Below are 25,888 nucleotides of genomic sequence, written 5' to 3' on the forward strand. Positions count from 1 at the left end.
GAGCGCCTCCTCCGCGGCGTCGAGCGCGGCCTCGCGTTCGAAGAGGCCGAAGCCCTGGCGGGCCGCCCTGCCGTCCTGTCGTGCCACGTTCCACCCCCACACAGGGGGCGCACGCCCGGCGCACGGTCGGGGCGCCGGGGCGATCACCCCACGAAAGGTCCAGCGTACGCCGGAACGGTCCCCGTGTAACGGCATTCTCCCAAGCAGTTCGGGTGGTCTTCGGCCCGGTGGGGTTGCCGAAGGCCCCGCAGGTCGGGGCGTGTTCGACGGACAGATGTACGAAGTCGGGGGCGGGGTACGGGAGGCGTGTCGTCCTTGACCGTGATCCTCGCGCGGACTCCTCTATGACAGACGGTCAGATCATGATCGTCGCACGATCCTGATGAGGGGATGAGCCGACCATGAGACCTCCCATTTCCCGCGCGCGGTCGTGGGCCGCCCGCTCGGTGTGTTCCCTCGCCCTGTGCGCCGCCGCACTGACCGCCCTGCCGGCCGCGACGCCCGCCGCCGCCGGGCCCGCCACCGCGGAACCGGCGGTCCCGGCGGCCGACGCGGCGGCCGCCGCGCCGTTCTCGGTGAGCGCGGCGCGGGCGGCGCTGACCCGGCTGCTGCCCCGGCACGCGCGCCAGTTCGAACTGGCCCTGACCCCGCGGTCCTCCTCCGGCGACCGCTTCACCGTGTCGGGGTCGACGGGGCGGATCGTCGTCACGGGCAGCACGCCGGCGGTGCTGCTGCGCGGGGTGCACTGGTACCTCTCGTACACGGTGGGCGTGGACCTCGGCGCGCCCGGGGACAGCGTCTCGGCGCTGCCGGACCGGCTGCCGGGCCCCGCCGGCACGATCAGCAGGTCGGCGTCGGTGCCGCACCGCTTCGCCCTCAACGACACGGACGACGGCTACTCGGGGGCGTACCGGGACTGGGACGCGTACGAACGGCAGATCGACCTCCTCGCCCTCCACGGGGTGAACGAGGTGTTCGTCCAGATGGGCGCGGAGGCCGCGTACCACGCGGCCTTCCAGGAGTTCGGGTACACGGCCGCCGAGCTGCGGGAGTGGATCCCGGGCCCGGCGCACCAGCCGTGGTGGCTGATGCAGAACATGGCCTCCTTCGGCGGCCCGGTGACCGAGCAGCTGATCGCCCGCCGGGCGGCGCTCGGCAAGCGGATCGTCGACCGGCTGCGGGAGCTGGGCATGACGCCGGTGCTCCCGGGGTACTTCGGCACGGTGCCGCCGGGCTTCACGGAGCGCAACCCCACGGGCCGGGTGGTGCCGCAGGGCCGGTGGATCGGCTTCACCCGGCCGGACTGGCTCGATCCGCGCGGTCCGCTCTTCGCCCGCGTCGCCTCCTCCTTCTACCGGCACCAGGCACGGCTCCTCGGCACCAGCACGATGTACAAGATGGACCTGCTCCACGAGGGCGGGAACGCCGGGGACGTGCCGGTCGGCGAGGCCGCCGCGAAGGTCCTGGAGACGCTGGACGACGCCCGGCGCGGCGCGACGTGGGTCCTGCTCGGCTGGCAGCGCAACCCCAAGGCCGAACTGCTCGCCGGCGTCGACACCTCACGGCTGCTCGTGGTGGACGGGCTCTCCGACCGGCACGACGGCCTGGACCGGGAGACCTCCTGGTCCGGGACGCCCTACGCCTACGGCACCGTCCCCAACTTCGGCGGGCACACCACGATCGGCGCCAACACCTCGGTGTGGACGGACCGGTTCGAGGCGTGGCGGACCAAGCGGGGCAGCGCGCTCCAGGGCATCGCCTTCCTCCCCGAGGCGACGGCCGCCAACCCGGTGGCCTTCACCCTCTTCACCGAACTGGCCTGGCGGGACGCGCCGGTGGACCACGCGGGCTGGTTCGCCCAGTACGCGGCCCGCCGGTACGGCGCCCCCGACCCGCACGCGGCCAAGGCGTGGGAGTGGCTGCGGCAGGGCCCGTACGGCACGAAGGCGAACGGCTGGAGCGAGTCCCAGGACAGTCTCTTCACGGCCCGGCCGAGCCTCACCGTGCGGACCTCGGCCTCCTGGGGCCCCAAGTCGATGCGGTACGACGCGGCGACCGTCGAGCGGGCGCTGACCGAGCTGCTGCAGGTGGCGCCGGAGCTGCGGACCACCGACGCGTACCGCTTCGACCTGGTCGACACCGCCCGGCAGGCGCTCACCAACCGCAGCCGGGTGCTGCTGCCCCGGATCAAGGCCGCGTACGAGGCGAAGGACCTGGCCGCGTTCCGGGCGCGGGCGGCGGAGTGGCGGGCGTCCATGACGCTGCTGGACGCGGTCCTCGCCACCGACCGGCGGTTCCTGCTCGGGCCGTGGCTGGAGAACGCCCGCTCGTGGGCGCGCTCGGACCAGGAGCGGGCCGTCCTGGAGTTCGACGCCCGCTCGCTGATCACGACCTGGGGCCACCGGGCGGGCAGCGAGGCCGGGCTGCACGACTACGCCAACCGCGAGTGGTCGGGCCTCGTCTCGGGCTTCTACGCGCCCCGCTGGTCGGCCTACCTGGACTCGCTGGAGACCGCCCTGGTCGCCGGCCGGGCCCCCGCCGCGATCGACTGGTTCGCCTGGGAGAACGCCTGGAACCTGCGGCGGGACTCCTACCCGGTGACCCCGAAGGGCGACCCGGTGGCCCTGGCGACGCGGGTACGGGACGCCCTGCGCGCCTGACCGCCCGGACCGGCCCGGGACCGTACGGACGGCCCGGAGCCTGCGGGCCGTCCCGACCGCCGGCCTCAGCCGGCCGGCGGTTCGGCGCCCACCAGCCACATGGCGAAGAACTGGGCGCCACCGCCGTAGGCGTGGCCGAGGGCCCGCCGGGCGCCCTCCACCTGGTGCTCACCGGCCTCCCCGCGTACCTGGAGGGCGGCCTCGGCGAAGCGGATCATGCCGGAGGCGCCGATCGGGTTGGTGGAGAGGACGCCTCCGGAGGGGTTCACGGGCAGGTCGCCGTCGAGTTCGGTGACGCCGGACTCGGTGAGCTTCCAGCCCTCGCCCTCGGCGGCGAAGCCGAGGTTCTCCAGCCACATCGGCTCGTACCAGGAGAACGGCACGTACATCTCGACGGCGTCGATCTGCCGGCGCGGGTCGGTGATCCCCGCCTGCCGGTAGACGTCGGCGGCGCAGTCGCGGCCCGCCCGCGGCGAGACGAAGTCCTTGCCGGCGAAGAGCGTCGGCTCGCTGCGCATGGCCCCGCCGTGCACCCAGGCGGCGGGGCGCGGCGCCCGGTCCGCGCCCGCCCGGTCGGTGAGGACCATGGCGCAGGCGCCGTCGGAGGACGGGCAGGTCTCCGAGTACCGGATCGGGTCCCACAGCATGGGCGAGGCCTGCACCTTCTCCAGGGTCAGGTCGTGCTCGTGGAGGTGGGCGTAGGGGTTCTTCAGCGCGTTGCGGCGGTCCTTGTACGCGACGAGGGAGCCGATCGTGTCGGGGGCGCCGGTGCGCCGCATGTAGGCGCGGACGTGCGGGGCGAAGAAGCCGCCCGCGCCCGCGAGGAGGGGCTGCTGGAACGGCACGGGCAGCGAGAGCCCCCACATGGCGTTCGACTCGGACTGCTTCTCGAAGGCGAGGGTGAGGACGGTCCGGTGGACGCGGGCGGCGACGAGGTTGGCGGCGACGAGGGCGGTGGAGCCGCCGACGGACCCGGCGGTGTGGACGCGGAGCATCGGCTTGCCGACGGCGCCGAGGGCGTCGGCGAGGTACAGCTCCGGCATCATGACGCCCTCGAAGAAGTCGGGCGCCTTCCCGATGACGACGGCGTCGATGTCCGCCCAGGTCAGCTCGGCGTCGGCGAGGGCCCGCACGGCGGCCTCGCGGACGAGTCCCGCGAGGGAGACGTCGTGGCGGGCGGCGACGTGCCTGGTCTGGCCGACGCCGACGATCGCGACGGGCTCTTTGCTCATCGGGGGTCCCCTTCCAGGACGGCGACCAGGTTCTGCTGGAGGCAGGGCCCGGAGGTGGCGTGGGCGAGCGCGCGGTCGGACTCCCCGCGGTGGATGCGGGCGGCGGCCTCGCCGAGCCGGACGAGTCCCGCGGCCATCATGGGGTTGGCGGCGAGCGCGCCGCCGGACGGGTTGACCGCCACGCTGTCGTCGAGACCCAGGACCCTGCGCAGGACGACCTCCTGCGCGGAGAACGGCGCGTGGAGTTCGGCGGTGTCCACGGGCCGTTCGAAGACGCCGGCGCGTTCGGCGGCGAGGCGGGTGGACGGCGAGTCGGTGAGGTCGCGGACGCCGAGGGAGTGCGCCTCGACGCGGTGGTCCATGCCCCGGATCCAGGCGGGCCGCGCGCACAGCTCGCGGGCCCGGTCGCCGACGGCGAGGACGACGGCGGCGGCGCCGTCCCCGACCGGCGGGCAGTCGCCCGTGCGCAGCGGCCGGACGACGTACTCGCCCTGCGGGCGGGCGCCGGGCAGCTGGGCGTGCGGGTTCGCCCGCGCGTCCTCCCTGCTGCGGGCGGCGATCGCGGCGAGCGCCGGCTCGTCGGTGTGCCCGGCGTCGACGAGGGCCTGCGCCTGGAGCGCGGCGAGGGCGACGGAGTCCGGCCAGAGCGGCGCCAGGTAGTAGGGGTCGAGCTGCCGGCTCAGCACGTCCCGGACGGACCCGGGCGAGGACTTCCCGTAGGAGTACACGAGCGCGGTGTCGGCCTCGCCGGTCAGCAGCTTCACCCACGCCTCGTAGAGGGCCCAGGCGCCGTCCGTCTCGACGTGCGACTCGGAGATCGGCGGCCAGGCGCCGACGCCGTCGAGGGCCATGGTGAAGGAGAAGGCCCGGCCGGCCAGGTAGTCGGAGGAGCCGGAGCAGGTGAAGCCGATGTCGGCGGCCTTCAGCCCGGTCTGCCGCCGCACCTCGTGCAGCACGGGCATCACCATCTCGACCTCGGACAGGTCGTCCGTGCGCCGCCGGTGGTCGCTCTGGGCGAACGCGACGATCGCCACCTCTCGGTCCGGCGTCACAGCAGCTCCTTGTACGTGTCGTAGTCGGCGTCGGGCTCGCCGGTGGGCCGGTAGTGGTCGGGATACCGCCCGTCCTCGCTCCACACGGGCTCCACCCGCAGCCCCATCCGGACCTGGTCGTACGGGATCCCGCCGATCCGCCCGTGCAGGGCGAGACCCGCGCCGTCGAGGGCGATGTGGGCGTAGACGTACGGGACTTCGATGTCCAGGCTCTTCGCCTTGATGTTGACGATGCAGAAGGTGGTGACGGTGCCGCGGGGACCGACCTCCACCTGGTCGGTGGTCGCGACCCCGCAGGTCGGGCAGGCGCCACGGGGCGGGACGTACACCTTGGCGCAGGAGGGGCAGCGCTCGCCGACGGTACGGCGCTCGGCGAGCGCGTGGAGGTAGCGGGTCTGGGCGCGGCCCGGGCTGTAGGTGTAGTCGAGACGGGCGGGGGCGACGACGCGCGTGACGGCGCCCTCCGGGAACTCCCCGCTGTGCGGCGCCGGTTGCCTGCCTGCCTCCTCCCCCTCGTACGCCTCGAAGCAGGCGATGTCCGTGATGGCGCCGGTCCGTTCGGCGGCCCAGCGGATCCGCACCCGCATGCCGGTGCGGACGGTGTCCGGGCCGGGGGCGTCGAGGGCGTGCAGGAGCGCCGTGTCGGCGCCGTCGAGCCGCACGAGGACCCAGGCGAACGGCGTACCGAGCGGCTGCCCGGGCCGCGGCTCGTGGTTCCACGCCCAGGTGGTGACGGTCCCGGTCGGCTCCACCTCGACGAGCTCCCGCAGCTCGGCGGCGCTCTCCGGGTCGTACTCGACGGGCGGCACGAGCACCCCGCCCGCCTCGGTGCGCACCCCGAGCACGGTGCGCTCGCGCAGCCCGGTGAGGAACGCGGACTGGACGGGCCCGAGGGACCGCGTGAACGGAAACTCGACGACGAGGGGGGCACGGAGGGGGTCGGGGGGCGAGGGGGGCGGAGGGGAGAGAGTCATGGGCGGACCTTTCCTCGGGTGGGGGCGGGGCCGGGAGGCGGGAGCGGCAGGCGCCCCGGATCGGGGAGGGGCGCGGGTCGGGCTACTCGCGGCGGTAGTGCGGGGGGCGCTTCTCCGCGAAGGCCCTGGCGCCTTCCTTCGCGTCGGCCGTGTCGAAGATCGGCCAGCCTCGTTTCAGCTCCGCCGCCAGGCCCTCCGTCTCCGTCAGCTCGGCCGTCTCGTAGACGGAGGCCTTCACCGCCTCGACGGCCAGGGGGCCGCAGGCGTTGACGCGTTCCGCCAGGTCGAGCGCGGTGTCGAGGGCCTGGCCGTCGGGGACGACCCGGCCGATCAGGCCGATGCGGGCGGCCTCGTCGGCCGTGTAGGGACGGCCGGTGAGGAGCATTTCGAGGGCGTGGGTCCGGGGGATCTGGCGGGGCAGGCGGACGGTGGAGCCGCCGATGGGGAAGAGGCCCCGGCGGACCTCGAAGAGGCCGAAGGTGGCGGAGGCCCCGGCGACGCGGATGTCCGTGCCCTGGAGGATCTCCGTACCGCCGGCCACGCACGCGCCCTCGACCGCGGCGATGACGGGTTTGCGCGGCCGGTGGTGGCGGAGCATCGCCTTCCAGTGCAGGTCGGGGTCGGCACGCATCCGGTCGCGGTGGGCCTCTCCGGCCATGCCCCGGCCGGCGAGGGCCTTGAGGTCCATGCCGGCGCAGAAGGCGCCGCCCGCGCCGGTGAGGACGATCGACCGTACGGCGTCGTCCGCGTCGGCCTCCAGCCAGCCGTCGTACAGGCCGACGAGCATCGGCAGCGACAGGGCGTTCTTCGCCTCGGGGCGGTTCAGGGTGAGGACGAGCGTGGCGCCTTCGCGCCGCACGGTGAGGTGTTCGGTGCCGGCCATGGGCATGCATCTCCCGTCTCCAGTTCTGGAACAGGTTGCAGGAGTGTCGAAGGCAGTTCAATAGTTTTCTGACACTCAGTCAGATTGTTTGACGCACCCCCTTCCCACCTCGTCCCCGCGGCGCTCTAATGACCGCCCGAGTCCGAACGCGCCGGGGTCAGGAGGAACGGTGGAGTACAACCTTGCCGACCTGTTCGAATCGGTCGTGGACGTGGTGCCGGAGCGCGAGGCGCTGGTCTACGTCGACCACCCGGGCACCGGCGCCGAGCGCCGGCTCACCTACGCCGAACTCGACGAGGCGGCCAACCGGCTGGCCCACCACCTCCTCGACGCGGGCGTCCGCCCCGGCGAGCACCTGGGGCTCCACCTGTACAACGGCGTCGAGTACCTCCAGACCGTCCTCGCCTGCCTGAAGGCCAGGATCGTGCCCGTGAACGTCAACTACCGTTATGTGAAAGAGGAGTTGGTCTACCTCTACCGGGACGCCGACCTCACCGCCCTGGTGTACGACGCCGAGTTCACGGACCGCGTGGCGGCGGCCCTGCCCCGGTGCGGGAAGCTACGGCACCTCGTGCGGGTGGGGACCCCGCCCGAGGACGCCGCCGCCCTCGACTCCGTACCGCTCGAAGAGGCGGAGGCGGCCGCGGACCCGGGGCGCGGCTTCGCGGCCCGCTCCGGCGACGACCTCTTCATCATCTACACCGGCGGCACCACCGGCATGCCCAAGGGCGTGCTGTGGCGCCAGGAGGACCTGTTCTTCGCCGGCCTCTTCGGCGGGGATCCGGCCGGCGAGCCGGTCAAGCGGCCCGAGGAACTCGCGGAGCGGGTCGCCGCGGGCGGCGCCGGCCTCACCTTCTTCCCCGCGCCGCCCCTCATGCACGGCACCTCCACGCTCACCACCTTCATCGCCTTCCACTACGGCCAGCGGGTCGTCCTGCACCGCAAGTACGTGCCCGAGGAGGTGCTGCGGACCCTGGAGAAGGAGAAGGTGTCCAGCATCTCCCTGGTCGGGGACGCGATGCTGCGCCCGCTGATCGACGCGCTCGCCGGGCCGCTCCGGAGCACGGACCTGTCCGCGCTGTTCAGCCTCTCCTCCTCCGGCGCGATCATGTCGGAGACCGTGCGGGCACAGCTGCGCGAGCTGATGCCGAACGTCGTGCTGCTGAACAACTTCGGCTCCACGGAGTCCGGTTCGAACGGCCGGGCCACCGACGACTCCGGCCCCGAGAAGGGCTTCCGGCTGCACGTCAACGAGCGCACGCAGGTCGTCGACCAGGTCACCCTCGCCCCCGTCGCCGTCGGCGCGGTCGGCCGCCTCGCCCAGCGCGGGCACGTGCCGCTCGGCTACTACAACGACCCCGCGAAGACCGCGGAGACCTTCTTCGAGCGGGACGGGGTGCGCTGGGTCCTGCTCGGGGACATGGCCACGGTCGACGCGGACGGCGTGGTGACCGTCCTCGGCCGCGGCTCCCAGTGCATCAACACCGGCGGCGAGAAGGTCTACCCGGAGGAGGTCGAGCAGGCCCTCAAGTCGCACCCCGACGTCTACGACGCGCTGGTCGCGGGCGTGCCGGACCCGACCTGGGGCAGCCACGTGGCCGCCGTCGTCCAGCAGCGCGAGGGCACGGCCCCGCTGGACCTGGCGGCCGTCCAGGACCACTGCCGCCGCCACCTCGCCGGCTACAAGGTGCCCCGCCAGCTCGTCCTCACCGACCGGATCCAGCGCTCGCCGAGCGGCAAAGCGGACTACCGCTGGGCGAAGGCGGTCGCGACGGAGGCGGACGCGTCCGGCTGACCGGGCGCCGTCGCCGGGCACGTCCACGGGAGGGTCCGTACGGGGCGCGATACGGTGGGAGGACCGACTCCTAGCTGCTAAGGAACCGTTCCACCGTGCCCGACACCCGGGAATCCGCCCTGCGCGGCGACTGCGCGCAGTGCTTCGGTCTGTGCTGTGTGGCGCTGCCGTTCGCCAAGTCGGCGGACTTCGCCGTGAACAAGTCCGCCGGCGACCCGTGCCGCAACCTCCAGGACGACTTCCGCTGCGGGATCCACACCCGCCTGCGGCCGAGCGGCTTCCAGGGGTGCACGGTGTACGACTGCTTCGGCGCCGGTCAGCGGGTCTCCCAGGTGACCTTCGGCGGCGTGTCCTGGCGGGAGGCGCCGGAGACCGCCCGGCAGATGTACGAGGTCTTCCCCGTGATGCGGCAGCTCCACGAACTGCTGCGCTACCTCACGGAGGCGCTGGAGCGTCCCGCCGCCCGCCGGATCCACGGCGAGCTGCGTACGGCGCTCGGCCGGGTCGAGGCGCTGACCGCGCTGCCGGCCGTCGAGCTGGAGAAGCTGGACGTCGGCCCCGTGCGGGCCGAGGTCAATCCGCTGCTGCTGCGGACCAGCGAGCTCGTCCGCGCCACGGCGGGCGGCAAGCCGCGCGGGCGGCGGGGCGCGGACCTCATCGGCAAGCGGCTGCGCGGGGCGAAGCTGCGGGGCACCGATCTGCGCGGCGCGCTCCTGATCGCCGCCGACCTGACGGGCGCCGACCTCACCCTGGCGGACCTGATCGGCGCCGACCTGCGGGACGCGGACCTGTCGGGGGCCGTCCTGACGGACGCCCTCTTCCTCACCCAGCCGCAGCTGAACTCGGCGCGCGGCGACGCGAAGACCGTTCTCCCGGAGGGCTTCGACCGCCCGGCCCACTGGCCGGCGCCCTGAGCCACCCGCCACCGGCCCGACCGCCCGGGCCCCGGCACCCCGAGCCCGCACCCGGGCCGCCACGGTCCGGCCCGGCCGTCTCAGACGGGCCCGTCCGCGCTCTGGTCCCGGTCCGTCCCGGGGCCCGGCTCGACGCCGCGCGCGTACTCCCTCTCGTACGCCCCCGGGCCGAGGGCCGCCCGGGCGCGGGCGGTGACGCGGAGGACGTCGTCGTGCTCGCCCTCCGGGAGGGGGACGCCGACCGAGGCGCGGACAGTGGCCGCCGCGCCGAGGAGACGGGCCGCGCGGGGCGCGTCGCCGGCCAGGCAGACGGCGCCCGCGAGGCCCTCCAGACCGAGGGCGAACGCCCGCGGGTCGCCCGTCGCCCGGGCGGCGGCGAGACCGGAGCGCTGGAGCTCCAGGGCGCGCTCCGCGTCGCCGCGCAGTTCGGCGGAGAAGCCCAGCTCGGCGAGGATCAGGGCGGGCATGCCGGGCTCGTAGCCCATCCGGCGGTGGGTTTCGAGGACGTTGCGCATGTGGGCCTCGGCGGCGTCGAGGTCGCCCTCCCTGCGGGCCCCCATGCCGAGGCCGATCTCCGCGTACTGCTCGCCGAAGCTGTCGGTCTGTTCGACGGCGATCCGCCTGGCCCGCTCGTGGAACTCCCGCGCCTCGCCGTACTCCCGGGTGAGCAGCGCGACCCGGCCGAGGCCGGAGAGCTGGAAGGAGACCTCGCGCCGCAGATCCAGCCGGAGCGCGATGTCCAGGCAGACGCGGTGGAGTTCGCCGGCGTAGGCGTACTCCCCGACGATCCCGGCGCGCGTCTGGAGCGGCACCATGGCCTGCAACTGGCCCCATTCGTCGCCGAGTCCGCGGAAGATCTCCAGGCTCCGCTCGCCGTCGCGCAGCAAGGCCCCGAAGTCGCCGCGGAGTTTGGCGTGGAAGGAGCGGGTGGCGAGGGCCGCCGCCGCTCCCCAGTCGTCGCCCAGCTCCTCGAAGCGGGCGAGGGCGCCGTCGACGAGCCGGGCGCTCGCGGCGGCGTTCCCGATGCCGTAGAGGTGGGAGCCGAGGAACCAGGCGGCGCGGGCCTCCTCCAGCGGGTCGTGGACGTCCTCGTAGGCGTGCAGGGCGGAGCGGTACTCGGCGTGCGGGTCGGCGCTGCCGCCCGAGGCGAGGCGGACGCCGCCGAGCCAGGCCGTCGCCCGGGCGACGAGCCCGGCGGGCGCCGGGCCGGGGACGGCGAGGGCGGCGGCGAGGGAGCGCTCGGCCTCGGCGCCCCGGCCGCGCAGCCGCCAGTACCAGCAGAGGGCGGTGACGAGCCGGAGCGCGGTCTCGGCCTCCCCGGCGGCGACGGCGGAGTCGAGGGCGCCGCGGAGGTTGGCGGTCTCCTCGTCGAGGCGGCGGAGCCAGAACCCCTGCTCCCCGCCGCGCAGCAGCGGCTCGGCGCGCTCGGCGAGCCGCAGGTAGTGGGCGCGGTGGGCGGCGCGGACGGTCTCCGTCTCGCCGGCCTCACGGAGCCGTTCCGTGCCGTAGGCGGCGACGGATTCGAGGAGGCGGTAGCGGACGGCGCCGTCGCCCCCGGCGGGGGCGGCGACGACGAGGGAGGCGTCGACGAGCCGGGCGAGGTGGTCGAGGACGTCGGCCGGGTCCAGCGGCTCTGCCGGGTCGCGGACGCCGGACGGGCCGGGCCCCGCGGCACATACCTCCTCGGCGGCGTCGAGGGCGCAGCCGTCGGCGTGGACGGAGAGGCGGCGCAGGACGGCCCGCTCGCCGGGGCCGAGGAGGTCCCAGCTCCAGTCGAGGACCGAGCGGAGGGTCCGCTGCCGGGCCGGGGCGTCGCGGGAGCCGACGGCGAGCAGCCGGAAGCGGTCGTCGAGCCGGGCGGCGACCTCGCGGACGCCGAGGGCGCGGACCCGGGTGGCGGCCATCTCCAGCGCGAGCGGGATGCCGTCGAGCCGGCGGCAGATCGCCGTGACGGCGCCGGCGGTCGCGGCGTCCAGGGTGAAGCCGGGCGCGGCGGCGGTGGCCCGGGCGACGAACAGCTCCACCGCGCCGAAGCGTGCCGCCTCCGCCGGGGCGAGGTGCTCCCCCGCCTCGGGGCGGGGCAGCGGCGGGACCTCGCGGAGGTGCTCGCCGGTGAGGCCGAGCGGGACCTGGCTGGTGGCGAGGATCCGCAGTGCGGGCGCGGCGGCGAGGAGCCGGGCGGCGAGCGCGGCGACCGGCTCGACGACGTGCTCGCAGTTGTCGAGGACGAGGAGGACGGGGGCGTCGCCGAGGGCGCGGGCGATCCGCTCGACGAGCGGCAGCGGGTCGGTGCCCGGGGCGGGCGGCACGTCGTCGCGGACGCCGACGGCGCGCCCGACGGCCTCCGGGACCTCCGGGGCCTCCGCGCGCGCGGTCGCCCGGCGCCCTTCGCCCCCCGCGCGGTCCAGGGCGGCCAGCTCCACGAGCCGTACCCCACCGGGAAAGGCGTCCGCCGCGCGGGCGGCGGCGGCGAGCGCGAGGCGGGTCTTGCCGACACCGCCGGAGCCGGTGAGGGTGACGAGCCGTCCGGTGCGGAGCAGGGCGCCGAGCTCCTCGACGGCGTCGTCACGTCCGATCAGGCCGGTGAGCGCGGCGGGCACGGTCGAGCGGGCGAGTGCGGGTACGGGTGCGGGTCCGGGTGCGGGTCCGGGTGCGGGTCCGGGTCCGGGTGCGGGTGCGAATCCGGGTCCGGGTGCGGGTGCGAGTGCCGGTGCGGACCCAGGTGCCGGTGCCGGTGCGGACCCCGGTACCCACGCGGCATCCGGTGCGGCCGCTGACCCGGGTGCCGGTGACGGTGCGGACCCAGGTGCCGGTGACGGTCTCGGCACGGGCTTCAGATCGGCGGACTGGGTGAGGATCGCCCGGTGCAGGGCGGTCAGTTCGGGCCCGGGGTCGACGCCCAGCTCGTCCGCGAGCCGGACGCGCACCTCCTCGTACCCGGTCAGGGCCTCGCTCTGCCGGCCGGAGAGGTAGAGGGCGCGGAGGTGGACGGCGCGCAGCCGCTCGCGGAGCGGGTGCCGGGCGACCGCGTCGCCCAGTTCGTCGGCGACCTCGACGTGCAGGCCGAGGGCGAGGCGGGTCTCGGCGCGCTCCTCCAGGGCGGAGAGCCGCTGCTCCTCCAGGCGGGCGGCGGTGGCGCGGACGAAGTCCTCGTCGGCGAAGTCGGCGAGGACGGGGCCGCGCCACTCGGCGAGCGCGTCGCCGAGGAGGGCGGCGCGGGTGGCGGGGTCGTCGGTGACGCGGGCGCGGTCGGCGAGGGCGCGGAAGCGGTCGACGTCGACGCTGCCCGGGGGCGCTTCGAGGACGTAGCCGGGCGGGCGGGAGACCAGGAGCGCCTTGGCGCCGGGCTCGGCCTCCTCCAGGGCCCTGCGCAGCCGCCACACCTTGTTCTGCAGCACGTGGGCGGGGCGGGCGGGCGGGGCGTCGGGCCACACCTCGTCGACGATCCGGTCGGCGGGCACCGCCTCGCCACGGTGGGTCAGGAGGCAGGCGAGCAGGGCGCGGACCTTCGCCTCGGGGACCGCGACCGCCGTCCCGTCGTCCGTCCACACGGCCAGCGGCCCCAGCACTCCGAAACGCATGCCCGCCACCCTAGACGACCCCACGGACGGCGATCGCGGCGAGCGCCGAGAGGCGCCGGGAACGGACCGGGAGAGAACCGGGAGGAAGCCGAGAGCGCCGCCCCGCAGGCTCGTCCCGAAGTCACCGTCACAGCAAGGAAGGGACGACCATGTCCGTCATCTCACCGGTGGGCGCCGAGCGGCTCGCGGGGCGCCGGGAGTGGGCGGGGCTCGCCGTGCTGGCGCTGCCCACGCTGCTCATCTCGCTCGACCAGAGCGTGCTGTTCCTGGCGCTGCCGCACCTCGCGGAGTCGCTGCGGCCGACCGGCACCCAGTCGTTGTGGATCATGGATGTGTACGGCTTCCTCATCGCCGGCTTCCTGATCACGATGGGCGCGCTCGGCAACCGGATCGGGCGGCGCAGGCTGCTGCTTGTGGGGGCCGTGGCGGTGGCGCTGACCTCGCTGCTCGCCGCGTACGCGACCAGCGCGGAGATGCTCATCGCGGCCCGCGCGCTGCTCGGTGTCGCGGCGGCGACGCTGATGCCGTCGACGCTCGCGCTGATCAACAGCATGTTCCACGACCCGGGGCAGCGGGGGCGGGCGATCGCCGTGTGGGCCGGGTGCTTCATGGCGGGCACGGCGCTGGGACCGGTGGCCGGCGGTCTGCTGCTCGAACGGTTCTGGTGGGGTTCGGTCTTCCTCATCGGGGTGCCGGTGATGCTGGTGCTCCTCGTCGCGGCGCCCCGGCTGCTGCCGGAGTACAGGGAGCCGGGGGGCGGTCCGCTGGACCTGCCGAGCGTGGTGCTGTCGCTGGGCGCGGTGCTGCCGGTGATCCACGGGCTGAAGGAGCTGGCCCGGCACGGCTGGTCGCCCGTCGCGCTGCTGACGATCGTGGCGGGCGCCGCCGTCGGGACGGCGTTCGTGAGGCGGCAGCGGCGGCTCGCGCATCCGCTGCTCGACCTGGGGCTGTTCCGTGGGCGGGGGTTCACGGCGGCGCTGGCGATCCTGCTGGTGTCGATGATCGCCACCGGCGGGGGCTACCTCTTCATCACCGGCTACCTCCAGCTGGTGGCCGGCCTCTCGCCGATGGAGGCGGGCCTGTGGATGGTGCCGTCGGCGGTCGCGTCGATCGTGGCGGCGCAGCTGGCCCCGACGCTCGCCCGGCGCTTCCCGGTGTATCGGGTGGTCGCCGGCGGTCTTCTCGTGGCGGCGGTGGGGTACGGGCTGCTGGTGCTGGCGGGGCCGGTGGGCGGGTTGCCGCTGCTGGTCGCCGGTTTCGTGGCGGCGTTCTTCGGCGGCGGTCCGATCGGGGCGCTGGGTACGGCCCTGGTGGTGGGTTCGGCGCCGCCCGAGCGGGCGGGTTCGGCGGCGGCGCTCTCCTCGGTCTGCGGCGACCTCGGCGCGGCGCTGGGCGTGGCGCTCCTCGGCAGCCTCGGGACCGCCGTCTACCAGGGCACGGTGACGGCCCCCGAGGGTCTGTCGCCGCAGCTCGGGGAGGCCGTGCTGAACGGCGCGGACACGGCGGTGGTCGCCGCGCACGCCCTCCCGGCGGGGGCGGCGGAGCAGGCCGCCCGGGTGCTCGACGCGGCCCGCGAGGCGTACACGAACGGCGTGAACGCGGTCGGCGCCGTCTGCGCGGTGATCGCCCTCGGCTGCGCCGCCCTGGCGGCGACCGCGCTCCGCAAGGCGTCCTGACGGTGCCTCGGCCCGCGAGCGCCTCAGGCGTGCACGTACGGGGTGGTCGTGGTGAGCGGGACGAAGCCGAGGCGCTGGAGGATCGGGCGGCTGGTGGGGGCGGCGTCGACCTGGAGCCAGCGGTGGCCGTGGGCGGCGGCGACGCGGGCGCGATGGGCGACGAGGGCGCGGTAGAGGCCCCGGCCCCGCCACTCCTCGACGGTGCCGCCGCCCCACAGGCCGGCGAAGTCGGTGCCCGGGTAGAGCTCCAGGCGGGCCGCGCTGACCGGGACCCCGTCGGCGAGGGCGAGGACGGCGGTGACGGTGCCGGGGTCGGCGGCGAGCCGGTCCAGGAGGCGGCGGCCGAGGTCGGAGCTGTCGGTGCCGAAGGCCCGTTCGTGGACCTCGACCACCTGGCGTACGCCCTCCGGGTCGGTGACGTCGCGGAGTTCGACGCCGTCCGGCAGTGCGACGGCGCCGCCCTGCGCGGCCGCGTCCGCGACGAGCAGCGTCTCCGGTTCCTCGGCCTCGAAGCCGGCGGCCAGGAGTCGTGCGCCGAGGTCGGCGGGCCCGTCGTGGCCGTACAGCTTCCACTCGAAGGGGACGCCCTCCGCGTGGTAGTGGGCGAGCTGGGCGGCGATGGCCGCGTCGGCGGTGCCGTCGTCGAGCCCGGACCAGAGCACGCCGTTCCAGGCGTGGGCGGGTCCGGTCTGGCGGACGACGGCGCCGGCGCGCTCGATCCGGCAGCCGGGGCCGTCGGGCCGCGCCGCCCGGCGCAGCTGGTCGTCGTACAGGGCGAGGAGGTGGTGTGCGAGGTTCATCGCGGCCATTCAAGGACGCGGCGCGGTGGCGGGCAACGCCTTTTCCGGTGCCGCGGCTCCCGACCGCGGGCCGGCCGCTCAGCCGCTCCCCTCGTGCCGCAGCGGGGTGATCTGCTCGATGTCGTACCGGACGCGGAGCCGTTCGATGGCGGCGTGGTCGACCTCGCCGCCCTCGCCCGCCTCCGCGAGGATCTCCATCAGCTCCTCGAAGTAGCGCTCGTGGTCGGGCGGCGGGGACGCCTGGAAGAGCATCCGGGCCGGGGCGCCCGTCGGGTTGGCGAAGGCGTGCGGGCAGCCGGGCGGCACGAGGATGAGGGTGCCGGGGGTGGCCCGTACCGCCCGCCGGCCGGAGGCGGACTCCCACTCCCGCCAGCTGTCCCGGGTGCGGACGAGCGGTTCGAAGGCGAGGACGTCGAGTTCGCCGTCGAGGAGGTAGAACAACTCCTCGCTGTGGCCGTGGGCGTGGGCGCCGACGTCGAAGCCTGGCGGGACGACGACCTCGAAGGTGGAGGCGGTGCGGGTGTGCTCGCCCGTCACCTTGAAGGTGACGTGCTGGGCGGCGGTGGCGAGGGTTCGGCCGTGTCCGGGCGGGACGACGAGGCCGCCGGCGGCTCCGATGGCGGTGGCAGTCACGGGGGCACCCCTTCCGTCACCAGGTCACGGGCAGGGTCTCGGGGCCCCGGATGAGCGCGCCGCGCTGCCAGCGGAGCTCCTCCTCGGGGACGGCGAGCCGCAGGCCCGGGAAGCGCGTCCACAGGGAGCCGAGGAGGATCTCGGACTCCATGCGGGCGAGGGTGGCGCCGGGGCAGTAGTGCGGGCCGTGGCCGAAGGCGACGTGCGGGTTGTAGGCGCGGTCGAAGTCGAGCCGGTCCGGCTCGGCGAAGACCTCCGGGTCGCGGTTGGCCGCCAGGTACGAGACGTAGACGGGGTCGCCGGCCGGGATGCGGACCCCGCCGACCTCGACGTCCTCCATGGCGATCCGGGAGAGGCCGACGGCGTTGCGGTGCGGGATGTACCGGAGCAGTTCGTCGACGGCCTGCGGGACCAGCCCGGGCTCGGCCCGGAGTCTGGCCAGGTGCTCGGGGTGGGTGAGGAGCGCGAAGACCATGTTGGCGCTGTTGTTGCGGACGGCGTGGGCGCCGCCGATCTGGATGAGGACGGCGAGGCCGACGGCCTCCTCCTCGGTGAGGGTGCCGTCGGCGACGGCCTCGGCGAGGACCGCCGCGAGCTGGTCGCTGTCGGCGCCGTGCTCGCCGGCGATGAGGTCGGTGAAGTACCGGCCCATCTCGTCCTTGGCCCGCTCGCTGGCCTCCCGTCCCGCGCCGGCCGAGATGATGGTGTCGGACCAGTCGGCCATGAGGGCGTGGTCGGTGGCGGGGACGCCCATGAGTTCGCTGACCATGGCGAGCGGGAAGGGCCGGTTCAGCGCCGCCATGAGGTCGACGGCCGGGCCCTGCTCCGCCATCCGGTCGAGCAGGCCGTCCATGACGGTCTGGGCGTGGTCGCGCAGCGAGCGCAGCGCGCGGGCGCTGAAGGCGCGGGCGACGACGCGGCGCATCCGGGTGTGGTCCGGCGGGTCGGCGAAGCCGACGGCGTCGGCCATGGGGATGAAGTGGGGGGCGAGGCGGGTGACCTGGCGGCCCCAGACGGCCTGCCGGCTGAAGCGGGGGTCGACGGTGACGAACTTGACGTCCTCGTAGCGGGTGACGAGCCAGGCGTGGCCCTCGCCGTGCGGGAGGCGGACGCGGGTGACCGGGTCCTCGTGGAGGAGCCTGGCGAGCATCGGGTCGAAGTCGAGGCCGGTGAGGTCGGGCACGGCCCAGAAGTGCACCTGGGGGGTGTCGGCGGTGCCGGGGGCGGTGGTGGTCACGGCGTCACCCCGGTGGGGGCGGGCGGGTGCGGTACGGGCATGGCGGTCGCTTTCGTCCGGGCGCGCGGGCGGACCCGCCGGTCCTGGTGCGACCGGCGGGGGTGCGGGGCCGCGGGGCCCCGGCTGGTCCCACGGTCCCCGGGGCCCCTGGCCCGTATGCGTGCGCCCGCGGGAACCCACCCCATGGGGTGACGACGGCACGCCCACTCGCCGACGGCCGGACGGCGGGGCGGCGGGGCGGCGGGGCGGCGGGCGGTGAGGCGGAGAGGCGGAGAGGCGGAGAGGGCACCGAGGCGTGCGGAAAAGTGGCGCCGGGCCCTTGCCAAACCCCTCCCCGGGGGCGTTTTACTGGCCCCCACACGTATCTACCGAATGATCGGTCGTCCGTTTTCGCGTGGGTGCGCGTGCCGGGCGGCCGGCCGGGCGCGGAGGAGTGGCGGCGCATGAAGGAACTGGCGGACGGCGGCGAACGGCTCGGGCGCGAGGAGCTGGCGGCGCTCCAGCTGGAGCGGCTGCGGGACACGCTGCGGCACGCGTACGCGCACGTGGACTTCCACCGGCGCGCCTTCGACGCGGCCGGGGTGCGTCCGGACGACTGCCGCTCGCTCGCCGACCTGGCCCGCTTCCCCTTCACCACAAAGGCGGACCTGCGCGACCACTACCCCTTCGGGATGTTCGCCGTCGACCGGTCGCGGATCCGCCGGATCCACGCCTCCAGCGGCACCACCGGCCTGCCGACGGTGGTCGGCTACACGGAGGGGGACCTGGACGTGTGGGCCGAGGTCGTGGCGCGCTCGCTGCGCGCCGCCGGCGCCCGTCCCGGCCACCGCGTCCATGTGGCGTACGGCTACGGCCTGTTCACGGGAGGCCTCGGCGCCCACTACGGCGCCGAGCGCCTCGGCTGCACGGTCATCCCGGCCTCCGGCGGCATGACCGCTCGTCAGGTGCGGTTGATCCAGGACTTCGAGCCCGAGATCATCATGGTGACGCCCAGTTACATGCTCACGCTTCTCGACGAGTTCGAGCGTCAGGGCGTGGATCCCCGCTCGACCTCGCTGAAGGTGGGTGTCTTCGGGGCGGAGCCGTGGACGGAGGCGATGCGCGCGGAGATCGAGGAGCGGTTCGCCATCGACGCGGTCGACATCTACGGCCTGTCGGAGGTGATGGGACCGGGTGTGGCGCAGGAGTGCGTGGAGACCAAGGACGGACTCCACATCTGGGAGGACCACTTCTATCCCGAGATCGTGGACCCGATCACCGGCGAGGTGCTGCCGGACGGCGAGGAGGGCGAACTGGTCTTCACCTCGCTCACCAAGGAGGCCATGCCGGTGATCCGTTACCGCACCCGGGACCTGACCCGGCTGCTCCCCGGCACCGCGCGGCCCGCGTTCCGGCGGATGGAGAAGGTGACCGGCCGCAGCGACGACATGATCATCCTGCGCGGGGTGAACCTCTTCCCCACGCAGATCGAGGAGATCGTGCTCCGGACCCCCGCCGTCGCCCCGCACTTCCAGCTCCGCCTGACCCGGGAGGGCCGCCTCGACGCGCTCACCGTCCGCGCGGAGGCCCGCGCCGACGCGACGCCCGAGGCACGCGCGGAGGCGGCCCGGGCGATCGCGACGGCGGTGAAGGACGGCATCGGCGTCTCGGTCGGGGTCGAGGTGGTCGACCCCGAGACGCTGGAGCGGTCCGTCGGCAAACTGAAGCGGATCGTGGACCTCAGGGAGCCCTGAGGCCCCGCGTTCAGGAGAGCCTGATGCTGGCGATCCGGGAACGGTAGAAGTGGCCTTCGTACCCGTAGTAGTCGAGCCCCCGGCGATAGGTCGGGGTGCCCGCGGCGTCGAAGAACTGCACGTACTCGTTCCACCACCCCTCCTTGGGCGGATCCGTCACGTCGATGGCCTGGACCCAGAAGGACTCGCCGTCGACCGCGCGGGAGAAGGACTTCACGCCGTAGCTCTGCGACCGGATCTTCGTCAGTGCGAGGGTCGCCTTGTCGACGGTCCAGATGGCCTGGGCGCCGTTCAGGACGAGCCGGCCCGAGTCGGTGAAGTCCATGTCCAGGCTGTGGCCGCCGAACTCGGTGGCCCACATGTGCTTCTGGACGAGCGCGAGCCTGGCGCTCTTGAGAGAGCCGGTGACGCGGTACTTGGCGAGCGTCCAGGTGCCCAGGGCGTACAGGTGGGCGCCGTCCCACCAGAGGCCGTGGGCGCCGCTGAACTCGATGCGCTGGACCGGCTCGGACCCGAGCGTGGCGGGGTCGTCCGCGTCGGTGGGGGCGTACAGGGACAGGTAGCCCTGGTAGTCCAGAGTGGAGGACACCGCCGACGACGAGGCCACGGCCACCACGCCGTGGCCGCGGAGGTACTCGACCGCGTGCGGGTTCCCGCCCGGGGTCGCCGACCACAACAAGGCGTCGTCGTCACCGAAGTTGACGATGCCGACCTTGCCGCCGCCCGCGGCGACCGCGCACACCCAGCCGAAGCGGTCCGTCTCGCGGAAGCGCGCGTCGTTGAGCCCGACCCAAGCCGTCTGGGCGGGCGCCGCCCACTCCCAGCCGAGGTTCTCGGGCGTCCAGAGGTTGATGGCTCGGAACAGCATGACCTTGTTCTTGACCTGCTCGGTCACGAGCACGTCGTAGTTGCCCGCCGCGTGGGCGGGCGTCGCGGCGGCGAGGGAGGCCAGCGGCGCCCCCATGCCGATCGCGACGGCACTCTTCAGCAGAGTTCTGCGGTTCACGGGATTCCCCCCCGGGAAGACTGAACGATTCGGCCCACAAACTAACAGTTCCGAGATCGCACAGGAGTCCGAGGAGGACCGGGCTCGTCGAGCCGCGCCGGACGGCCACCGGCCACCGGCCCGGGTACCCACTTTTTAGTGGGTACTTGTCGCCGTCCGGGCACCGGGAGACAGTGGTGACGTCCACAGGGACGGCGCCTCACGGATCCGGAGGGAGTGAGTCAGGAGGCGGCGCGTCGCTCCTCGGCCAGCCAGTCGAGGTGTCCGTGGCCCCAGTCGGACAGCGGGGCCAGCACCCTGGAGAGCGCGAGACCCTGCTCGGTCAGCGAGTAGACGGTCTTGAGCGGCACGACATCGTGCGTCTCGCGGTGCACGATCCCGTCCTCCTCCATCTCGCGCAGGGCCTGGGTCAGCACCTTCTCGCTGAGCCTCGGCACCTTCCGGCGCAGTTCGCCGGGCCGGTGCGGCCCCGATTCGAGCAGCCACAGCAGCGTGGTCTTCCATTTGCCGTCGATCACCGAGATCGCGGCGGCCACACCGCAGATCCCCTCGTGGTCGTCGAGACCGATGCGCGCCATCTCGTCCCTCCCGCGTTCGTGTGCGGCCGGGCCTCCCCGCGCCGCGTCGCCCCACCCACCCTATTCCGTTTTCACTGCACAGGAGTTCCCGCATGTCCGCCACCCAGCAGTCCGCCGTCACCGTCCTCGGCCTCGGCCCGATGGGCCGCGCCCTGGCCGGCGCCTTCCTCGCGGGCGGAGTCCGCACCACGGTGTGGAACCGCACGCCCGGCCGGGAAGGCGACCTGGTCGAGCGCGGCGCCACCGTCGCGGCCAGCGCCGCCGAGGCCGTGGCCGCGAGCCCGGTGACCGTGATCTGCATGGTCAACTACGACGCCACGGACGCGGTGCTGCGGCAGGACGCCGTCACGGACGCGCTCAAGGGCCGCGTCCTGGTCAACCTCTCCGCGGACACCCCCGGCCGCGCCCGGGACACCGGCGCGTGGGCCGCGGAGCACGGCATCGACTACCTCGACGGCGCCATCATGACGCCGGCCGTCACGATCGGCTCGCCGGCCGGCGTGTTCCTCTTCAGCGGCCCGTCCGACACGTACGGGGAGCACCGCGTGGTGCTCGACGCGCTCAACGGCACCCACACCCACCTCGGCGACGAGGTCTCCCGCGCGGCGGCCTTCGACATCGCGCTCCTCGACATCTTCTGGACCTCGATGGCCGGGTACGTGCACGCCATGGCGCTCGCCGACGCGGAGGGCATCACCCCGCGCGAGCTGGCCCCGTTCGCGGTGGGCATCGCGCAGATCCTGCCGCCGCTCTTCGAGGAGCTCGCCGGCGACGTGCAGGACGGCACGTACTCCGGCGCGATCAACCCGGTGACGTCGGCGGTCTCGACGATGGCGCACATCGTGCACGCCGCCGAGGACCACGCCATCGACTCGGGCGTCATGCGCGCGGTCGAGGGCCTCGCCCGCCGCACCGTGGCCCTCGGCCACGGCACGGACGGCTTCTCCCGCGCCGCCGAGGTGCTGCGCCGGCGCTGAGCCGGCCGGTCAGGCCCCCGCGTAACGGTCGCGCAGCTCCCGCTTGAGGATCTTGCCGCTGGCGTTGCGGGGCAGGGCGTCGGCGAAGACGATCCGCTTGGGGGCCTTGAAGGAGGAGAGGCGGTCGCGGGCGTGGGCGAGGAGTTCCGCCTCGGTGACCTCGCCGCGCGGGACGACCACGGCGGTGACCGCCTCGATCCAGCGGTCGTCGGGAAGGCCGATCACGGCCGTCTCGGCGACCGCCGGATGCGTGTACAGGGCGTCCTCGACCTGGCGGGAGGCGACCAGCACCCCGCCGGAGTTGATGACGTCCTTCACCCGGTCGACGATGGTCAGGTAGCCGTCGGCGTCGCGGACGGCGAGGTCGCCGGAGCGGAACCAGCCGTCGCGGAAGGCTGCGGCGGTCTCCTCCGGCTTCGCCCAGTAGCCCTCGCAGAGCTGCGGGGAGCGGTACACGATCTCGCCGGGGGTGCCGTCGGGGACGTCCGCGCCGCCCTCGTCGACGACCCGGGCCTCGACGTGCCGGACGGGCCGGCCGCAGGAGTCCATCCGGCCCTCGTGCTCGTCCGGGCCGAGGACGGTGGCGAGCGGGCCGATCTCCGACTGGCCGAAGCAGTTGAAGAAGGCGAGTCCGGGGAGGTGTCCGCGCAGCCGTTCCAGGACGGGCACGGGCATGATCGAGGCGCCGTAGTACGCCTTGCGCAGCGCGGACAGCTCCCGCTTCTCGAAGCCGGGGTGGCCGGCGAGGGCGATCCACACGGTCGGCGGGGCGAAGAGGCTGTCCGCGCGGCCCGCCTCGACCAGCCCGAACAGGGTCTCCGGGTCCGGCCCTTCGAGGATCGTGTTCTCAGCCCCGACCGCCAGATAGGGCAGCAGGAAGACGTGCGTCTGGGCCGAGTGGTAGAGCGGCAGCGCGTGCACGGGCAGGTCGTCCTCGGCCAGTGCGAGCGCCTCGATCGCGCTCTCGTACTCGTGGACGAGCGCCCGGTGGGTCATCATCGCGCCCTTGGGGAGGGCGGTGGTGCCCGAGGTGTAGAGCAGCTGCACGAGGTCGCGGGGATCGCTGTCGGAGTCGTACGGCTCCGGTGCCGCGAGCGCGTCGAGGAGCGAACCCGGCGCGTCCCGCAGGGCCCTGACCCGCACGCCGGCGGGGATCCGGCCGGCGAGCCCGGGATCGGCGAGGACGAGGGAACTCCCCGACTGGTCCAGGAGGTAGCCGAGGTCGTCACCGGTCAGGTGGTGGTTCACGGGGACGTGGACGAGGCCCGCGCGGGCGCAGGCCAGGAAGGCGATCAGATACGCGTCGGAGTTGTGGCCGTACGTGGCGACCCGGGCGCCCGGCACCACTCCCGGCTCGCGGCGCAGCACGGCCGCGGCCGTGGAGACGGCGGCGTCCAGCTCTGCGTAGGTCCAGGCGCGGTCCGCGTAGCGCAGGGCGGTCCGGTCGGGGACGCGTTCGGCGCTGGCGCGCAGCACGCCGTCGACGGTGCGGGTGAGCAGTCCTCGTTCCATGGCTGGATCCTCGGCGCGGCACTGCGGCGGGTCAAGTACCGCGACCCTGCGGCGAGCTGAGCCCACGCCTCCCGGCCTCGGATACCGAACGGGATGTTGACAGGGCGGGCGCTTGCTGACTGGATGTCCCAACCGGCTCCGGCCACCGGCCCGTTGGGAGGCACCCTTGCGCAACCACAGCTTCATCGCCCGCCGTTCCCGGGGACGTCTGGCGCTGGTGGGCGCCGCGCTCGCCGCCGTCACCGCGGGCCTGCTGCCCGGGGCGGCGGCGGCCGATCCCGGCGGGCGGGGCGCCGTGCACCGGCCGTCCGACCGGGGCCTCGACGCCGTCATCCGGTACACCGAGTACGGCGTGCCGCACATCCTCGCCGACGACTACGCCGGCCTGGGCTTCGGCACGGGCTGGGCGCAGGCCGCCGACCAGGTGTGCGTGCTCGCCGACGGCTTCGTGACCCTGAACGGCGAGCGCTCGCGCCACTTCGGGGCCTCCGGCACGCCGGACGGCTCGCTCTCCTCCGCGACCTCGAACCTCTCCAGCGACCTGTACTTCCGGGGCGTCAGGGAGGCCGGGACGGTCGAGGAGCTGCTGCGCACGCCTGCTCCGGCGGGTCCGAGCCGGGAGCTGAAGGAGCTGATGCGCGGGTGGGCGGCCGGGTACAACGCCTGGCTGCGGAAGAACCGGATCACGGATCCGGCGTGCGCGGGCGCCGCCTGGGTCCGGCCGGTGACGGCCCTGGACGTGGCCCGGCGCGGCTTCGCCGTCGCGGTGCTCGGCGGTCAGGGCCGGGCGGTCGACGGCATCACGGCGGCCCGCCCGCCGGCCGCGGCCGCCGCGGCCGCCGCGGGAGCCGCGCTCGCCGCGACAGACGCGACAGACGCGGAGGAGGAGACGGCGGCGCGCGAGCCGGACGTCGACCCGGAGCGTACGGCGGAGGCGGCGCGGGCGCTGTTCGCGCCCGAGAACGCCACCATGGGCTCCAACGCGGTCGCGTTCTCGGGCGCGACGACGGCCGACAGGCGGGGACTGCTGCTCGGGAACCCGCACTACCCGTGGCAGGGCGGCCGCCGCTTCTGGCAGTCGCAGCAGACCATCCCCGGCGAACTGAACGTCTCCGGCGCCTCGCTGCTCGGCACCACCGTCGTCAACATCGGCTTCAACGACAAGGTCGCCTGGAGCCACACCGTGGCCACCGGTGTGCCGATGAACCTCCACCAGCTGACGCTGGTGCCGGGCGACCCGACCGCGTACCTGGTGGACGGGAAGCCGGAGCGGATGACCGCGCGCACGGTGACGGTGGCGGACCGGGACGGCACGCCGGTGACCCGTACCCAGTGGTGGAGCCGGTACGGCCCGGTGACCGGCGGGCTCGGCGCGAGCCTGCCGCTGCCGTGGACGGCGACCACCGCCTACGCGCTGGGCGACCCGAACGCGGCGAACCTGCGCGGCTCCGACACCGCCCTCGGCTTCGCCCGGGCCCGCTCCACCCGGGACGTCGCCGAGACGCTGCGCCGCACCCAGGGCCTGCCGTGGGTGAACACGATCGCCGCGGACTCGTCCGGGCACACCTACTTCGGCCAGTCGCAGGTACTCCCCGGATCACCGACGAGCTGGCGGAGCGCTGCTCCACCCCGCTCGGCCGGGTCGTCTACCCGGCGTCGGGCGTCGCCGTCCTCGACGGCTCGCGGACGGAGTGCGCGCTCGGCTCGGACCGGGACGCGGTCCAGCCGGGGATCTTCGGGCCGTCGCGGATGCCGGTGCTCCAGGACGCGCCGTACGCGGTGAACTCCAACGACAGCGCCTGGCTGACCAACGCGGAGCGCCCGCTGACCGGGTACGAGCGGGTCTTCGGCACGCTCGCGACGCCGCGTTCGCTGCGGACCCGGGGCGGGATCGAGGACGTGGCGGGGATGGCGGCACGGGGCCGGCTGACCGTGGCGGACCTCCAGCGGCAGCAGTTCGCGAACCGGGTCCCCGCCGCGGACCTGGCGGCGGCGGACGTGGCCGCGGCCTGCCCGGCGGCGCTGCCGACGGAGCCGGAGGCCTGCCGGGTGCTCGCCGCCTGGGACCGGACGATGGACTCGGACAGCCGGGGCGCGCTGCTCTTCGACCGGTTCTGGCGGAAGCTCACGGCCTCGGTACCGGCGGCGCGGCTGTGGAAGGTGCCGTTCTCGGCGGCGGACCCGGTGCGGACCCCGCGCGGCCTCGACACCGGCGCGGCCGGTTTCGCGACGGCCCTCGCGGACGCGGTGGCGGAGCTGCGTACGGCGGGGATCGCACTGGACGCGCCGCTGCGGGACCACCAGTTCGTCGTACGCGGCGGGGAGCGGATCCCGGTGAGCGGGGGCACGGAGTCGCTGGGCGTCTGGAACAAGACGGAGGCGGTGTGGAACGCGGCGGGCGGCGGCTACACCGAGGTCGCGCACGGCACGAGCCATGTGCAGGCGGTCGGCTGGGACGGCGGGCGCTGCCCGGTGGCCCGCACCCTGCTCACGTACTCCCAGTCCTCGAACCCGGCCTCGCCGCACCACGCCGACCAGACGAGGCTGTTCGCGGGCGAGCGCTGGGTGACCTCCCGGTTCTGCGAGAGGGACATCCTGCGCTCGCCCGCGCTGCGGGTGGTGCGGGTCGGGGAGAGGTGAGGTCC

17 protein-coding genes and 1 pseudogene are annotated in these 25,888 nt (G+C 74.6%); 7 read left to right on the top strand and 11 right to left on the bottom strand.

The window, feature by feature from the left end; all coding sequences use genetic code 11:
* Nucleotides 1-401: 401 nt before the first annotated feature.
* On the top strand, nucleotides 402-2,660 hold the full coding sequence (locus AB0E19_RS15765; protein ID WP_362179251.1) for an alpha-N-acetylglucosaminidase: 2,259 nt from the start codon (nucleotides 402-404) through the stop codon (nucleotides 2,658-2,660).
* 65 nt (nucleotides 2,661-2,725) lie between these two features.
* On the opposite strand, the gene AB0E19_RS15770 is transcribed toward AB0E19_RS15765, so the two are convergent.
* The 4 genes from AB0E19_RS15770 to AB0E19_RS15785 all read right to left on the bottom strand — a co-directional run bounded on the left by AB0E19_RS15770 (nucleotide 2,726) and on the right by AB0E19_RS15785 (nucleotide 6,801).
* On the bottom strand, nucleotides 2,726-3,892 hold the full coding sequence (locus tag AB0E19_RS15770) for a thiolase domain-containing protein (protein WP_362179255.1): 1,167 nt from the start codon (nucleotides 3,890-3,892) through the stop codon (nucleotides 2,726-2,728).
* Nucleotides 3,889-4,944 carry a thiolase domain-containing protein gene (locus tag AB0E19_RS15775; RefSeq protein WP_362179258.1) on the bottom strand — a complete coding sequence of 352 codons (1,056 nt, stop codon included), beginning with the start codon at nucleotides 4,942-4,944 and terminating at the stop codon, nucleotides 3,889-3,891. Before AB0E19_RS15775 ends, AB0E19_RS15770 begins: the two co-directional genes overlap by 4 nt.
* A complete protein-coding gene (locus AB0E19_RS15780) occupies nucleotides 4,941-5,918 on the bottom strand; it encodes an OB-fold domain-containing protein (RefSeq protein WP_362179261.1) in 978 nt (325 codons plus the stop codon). The genes AB0E19_RS15775 and AB0E19_RS15780 overlap by 4 nt, the downstream gene beginning before the upstream one ends.
* A gap of 82 nt (nucleotides 5,919-6,000) precedes the next feature.
* The gene (locus AB0E19_RS15785) at nucleotides 6,001-6,801 is read right to left on the bottom strand and encodes a crotonase/enoyl-CoA hydratase family protein (protein ID WP_362179264.1); all 801 of its coding nucleotides are present in this window, start codon (nucleotides 6,799-6,801) and stop codon (nucleotides 6,001-6,003) included.
* 169 nt (nucleotides 6,802-6,970) lie between these two features.
* On the opposite strand from AB0E19_RS15785, the gene AB0E19_RS15790 reads away from it, so the two are divergent.
* Together AB0E19_RS15790 and AB0E19_RS15795 are read left to right on the top strand one after the other, a co-directional pair.
* Nucleotides 6,971-8,596 carry an acyl-CoA synthetase gene (locus AB0E19_RS15790; RefSeq protein WP_362179267.1) on the top strand — a complete coding sequence of 542 codons (1,626 nt, stop codon included), beginning with the start codon at nucleotides 6,971-6,973 and terminating at the stop codon, nucleotides 8,594-8,596.
* A gap of 95 nt (nucleotides 8,597-8,691) precedes the next feature.
* Nucleotides 8,692-9,510, top strand: a complete 819-nt coding sequence (locus AB0E19_RS15795) for a pentapeptide repeat-containing protein (RefSeq protein WP_362179270.1) — start codon at nucleotides 8,692-8,694, stop codon at nucleotides 9,508-9,510.
* A gap of 80 nt (nucleotides 9,511-9,590) precedes the next feature.
* Here the strand turns inward: AB0E19_RS15795 and AB0E19_RS15800 are convergent, their stop codons facing one another.
* Nucleotides 9,591-13,091 (bottom strand): BTAD domain-containing putative transcriptional regulator, encoded by a 3,501-nt coding sequence (locus AB0E19_RS15800; protein WP_362179273.1) that lies wholly within the window; start codon nucleotides 13,089-13,091, stop codon nucleotides 9,591-9,593.
* A 149-nt stretch (nucleotides 13,092-13,240) separates the two neighbouring features.
* On the opposite strand from AB0E19_RS15800, the gene AB0E19_RS15805 reads away from it, so the two are divergent.
* Nucleotides 13,241-14,767 (top strand): MFS transporter, encoded by a 1,527-nt coding sequence (locus tag AB0E19_RS15805; RefSeq protein ID WP_362179276.1) that lies wholly within the window; start codon nucleotides 13,241-13,243, stop codon nucleotides 14,765-14,767.
* Between the two features lie 23 nt (nucleotides 14,768-14,790).
* On the opposite strand, the gene AB0E19_RS15810 is transcribed toward AB0E19_RS15805, so the two are convergent.
* The 3 genes from AB0E19_RS15810 to AB0E19_RS15820 form a co-directional block, all read right to left on the bottom strand.
* Nucleotides 14,791-15,567 (bottom strand): GNAT family N-acetyltransferase, encoded by a 777-nt coding sequence (locus AB0E19_RS15810; protein ID WP_362179278.1) that lies wholly within the window; start codon nucleotides 15,565-15,567, stop codon nucleotides 14,791-14,793.
* A 78-nt stretch (nucleotides 15,568-15,645) separates the two neighbouring features.
* Nucleotides 15,646-16,185 carry a cupin domain-containing protein gene (locus tag AB0E19_RS15815; protein ID WP_362179459.1) on the bottom strand — a complete coding sequence of 180 codons (540 nt, stop codon included), beginning with the start codon at nucleotides 16,183-16,185 and terminating at the stop codon, nucleotides 15,646-15,648.
* Between the two features lie 31 nt (nucleotides 16,186-16,216).
* Entirely contained in the window at nucleotides 16,217-17,437 is a 1,221-nt protein-coding gene (locus AB0E19_RS15820; RefSeq protein WP_362179281.1) for a cytochrome P450, read from the bottom strand.
* 443 nt (nucleotides 17,438-17,880) lie between these two features.
* Here AB0E19_RS15820 and paaK point away from each other — a divergent pair, with 443 nt between their 5' ends.
* The gene (paaK, locus tag AB0E19_RS15825; protein ID WP_362179284.1) at nucleotides 17,881-19,170 is read left to right on the top strand and encodes a phenylacetate--CoA ligase PaaK; all 1,290 of its coding nucleotides are present in this window, start codon (nucleotides 17,881-17,883) and stop codon (nucleotides 19,168-19,170) included.
* 10 nt (nucleotides 19,171-19,180) lie between these two features.
* Here paaK and AB0E19_RS15830 read toward each other — a convergent pair whose 3' ends face one another.
* Together AB0E19_RS15830 and AB0E19_RS15835 are read right to left on the bottom strand one after the other, a co-directional pair.
* On the bottom strand, nucleotides 19,181-20,176 hold the full coding sequence (locus AB0E19_RS15830; protein WP_362179288.1) for a hypothetical protein: 996 nt from the start codon (nucleotides 20,174-20,176) through the stop codon (nucleotides 19,181-19,183).
* 221 nt (nucleotides 20,177-20,397) lie between these two features.
* Entirely contained in the window at nucleotides 20,398-20,754 is a 357-nt protein-coding gene (locus tag AB0E19_RS15835; RefSeq protein ID WP_362179290.1) for a helix-turn-helix domain-containing protein, read from the bottom strand.
* 92 nt (nucleotides 20,755-20,846) lie between these two features.
* Here AB0E19_RS15835 and AB0E19_RS15840 point away from each other — a divergent pair, with 92 nt between their 5' ends.
* The gene (locus AB0E19_RS15840; protein WP_362179293.1) at nucleotides 20,847-21,731 is read left to right on the top strand and encodes an NAD(P)-binding domain-containing protein; all 885 of its coding nucleotides are present in this window, start codon (nucleotides 20,847-20,849) and stop codon (nucleotides 21,729-21,731) included.
* Between the two features lie 9 nt (nucleotides 21,732-21,740).
* Here AB0E19_RS15840 and AB0E19_RS15845 read toward each other — a convergent pair whose 3' ends face one another.
* A complete protein-coding gene (locus tag AB0E19_RS15845; RefSeq protein ID WP_362179296.1) occupies nucleotides 21,741-23,243 on the bottom strand; it encodes a fatty acyl-CoA synthetase in 1,503 nt (500 codons plus the stop codon).
* Between the two features lie 184 nt (nucleotides 23,244-23,427).
* Between AB0E19_RS15845 and AB0E19_RS15850 the strand changes: the two are divergent.
* Nucleotides 23,428-25,883 (top strand): annotated as a pseudogene (locus tag AB0E19_RS15850) (penicillin acylase family protein).
* Nucleotides 25,884-25,888 lie beyond the last annotated feature (5 nt).

Source organism: Streptomyces sp. NPDC047974 (assembly GCF_040653375.1).
GTDB lineage: Bacteria > Actinomycetota > Actinomycetes > Streptomycetales > Streptomycetaceae > Streptomyces.